The sequence below is a fragment of the Nonomuraea terrae genome, assembly GCF_004348995.1.
Lineage (GTDB): Bacteria > Actinomycetota > Actinomycetes > Streptosporangiales > Streptosporangiaceae > Nonomuraea > Nonomuraea terrae.
The window spans coordinates 1-1,971 of the sequence record NZ_SMKQ01000420.1 but is presented as its reverse complement, the minus strand read 5'-3'; the positions used below and the strand labels follow the sequence as shown (position 1 = coordinate 1,971).

General features: G+C 71.1%; 2 protein-coding genes. One reads left to right on the top strand and one right to left on the bottom strand.

Annotation, left to right across the window (positions count from 1 at the left end; genetic code table 11):
- Positions 1 to 287: 287 nt before the first annotated feature.
- Positions 288 to 815: a TetR/AcrR family transcriptional regulator gene (locus tag E1286_RS47070; RefSeq protein ID WP_132623902.1), complete on the bottom strand. Its 528-nt coding sequence runs from the start codon at positions 813 to 815 to the stop codon at positions 288 to 290.
- Positions 816 to 916: 101 nt separating this feature from the next.
- On the opposite strand from E1286_RS47070, the gene E1286_RS47065 reads away from it, so the two are divergent.
- A partial coding sequence (locus tag E1286_RS47065) for an MMPL family transporter (RefSeq protein WP_165970259.1) occupies positions 917 to 1,971 on the top strand: 1,055 nt, incomplete at its 3' end.

Genomic DNA, 1,971 nt, shown 5'->3' with positions numbered 1-1,971 from the left:
GGGGAACTTCTCGCGGCGGGAGGCGAGCGGGTCGGCCACCGCGACCACCCGAGCCCGGCCGGTCCCGGCGGCGTGGCGGGCGTACGAGAGCCCTCGCGAGCCCGCACCGACGACGGCGAGCGTGACCATCCTGCCTCCTCCTGGAACCCTGCCTCGCACCAGCAGCGGGCGAGCCGTCCAGCGGCCCTGTCTCCCACCGGCAAGGCGGACCTTCCACTTTCATGCCAACGGCGGCGAGTCTTCCAGCGGCTCTGCCTGCCAGCAAGGGGCATGAGACGGAGGGAGGGTCAGTAGGCGCGGGCGGCCTGCAGCAGGGCGGCGTGGACCTGGTCTTCGGGGAGGTCCATGGTTTTGACGGCGCCCCATTGCAGGGCTCCCAGGAGGGCCCAGCTCTTCAGGCGGGCTTCGGGGGTGGGGTTGTCGAAGACCAGTTTGTTGTAGATCTCGTCGCGGAATGTCCGGACTGTCGCACGCCCGGAGTCGGCGTCGTCAGTCGCCGGGTCGTCGGCCGCCAGATCTTCCATGAACAGGCGGATCACCGAGCGGTAGCGCACCGCGAACCCCACCAGGGCCTCGACGAACTCCTGCCGGTCGGCGTACGGGGTGTCGAGCAGTTTCAGCATGTCGCCCGCCGCGGGGGAGAGCAGTTCGGCGGCCAGGCGGTCCTTCGGGTGGAAGTGGTAGGCGACCGCGGTCTTCGTCAGGCCCACGGCCGCCGCGATGTCGGCCAGGGAGGTGGCCGCGTACCCGCGTTCGGCGAAGAGCGAGCGGGCGGCGTCGAGGATCCGGGTGCGGGTGTCGTCGTCTGTGGCCATCGTCTCATTTCCCTCAGGGAGACAGCCTTCCGGATATTTCCGGTTTTATCGTAGGTCCTGTACGACCGTACAGGACGGCCGTCGAGTGGGGAACGGAAGCGATGACACGGTTGCTGGGCCGGCTGGGCGGCTGGTGCGCGCGCCACGGCTGGATCGTACTCGTCACCTGGGTGCTCGCCGCCGCCGCCCTGATGGGCAGCAACCTCGCCTTCCCCAGCCCGACCAGCAGCGACGCCAGCGTCCCCGGCACCGACGCCCAGCGCGCCCACGATCTCATGAAGACCGGCTTCGGCTCCGGCTACCAGGCGGGCGGCACGGTGCAGCTCCTCGTGTACTCCGCCGACGGGCCGCTTCTTGAGGACACCCGCAAGAAGGCCGTCGAGGACGCCGTCGACCGGCTGCGCACGATGCCGCACGTCGCGGAGGTGGAGACGCCGTTCCGCATGGGCGGCATCTCCTCCAACCTGCAGATCGGCCTGATCGGCGTCCGGCTGGAGGGTCACGACCCCGACGCGGTCGGCACGATCACGCAGGACCTGTCGGAGGCCGCCGATCCGGCGCGCGAGGCCGGGCTGGAAGTGGTGCCGGCCGACAGCTCCAACCCCGCCAGCAAGGAGATCAAGACCGGGCCGAGCGAGGTCGTGGGCGTGATCTGCGCGCTGGTGGTGCTGGTGTTCGCATTCGGGACGCTGGTGGCCGCGACGGTGCCGATCTTCGTGGCGCTGGTCAGCGTGGCCTCGGGGCTCGGCCTGATCGGGCTGCTCGGCTGGGCCGTGGACATGCCCAAGCAGGCCGGCATCATGGCCACGATGGTCGGGCTCGGCGTGGGCATCGACTATGCGCTGTTCCTGCTGTCCCGCCATCGCCGCCTGCTGGCCGACGGGGTGCCGGTCGTGGAGTCCGTACGCCGCACCGTGGCGAGCTCCGGCGGGGCCGTCGTCTTCGCGGGCGGCACGGTGATCATCGCGTTGAGCGCGCTGCTGCTGGCCGGGTTCCCGCTGCTGGCCACGCTGGGCTGGGTCACCGGCATCTCGGTGGTCGCCGCCGTGCTCACCTCGATCACGCTGGTCCCGGCCCTGCTCGGGCTGCTCGGCCACCGCGTCAACGCGCTCAGGGTGCCGTTCCTGCGCGGCTCCGGCTCGGGCGGCGCCGGGTG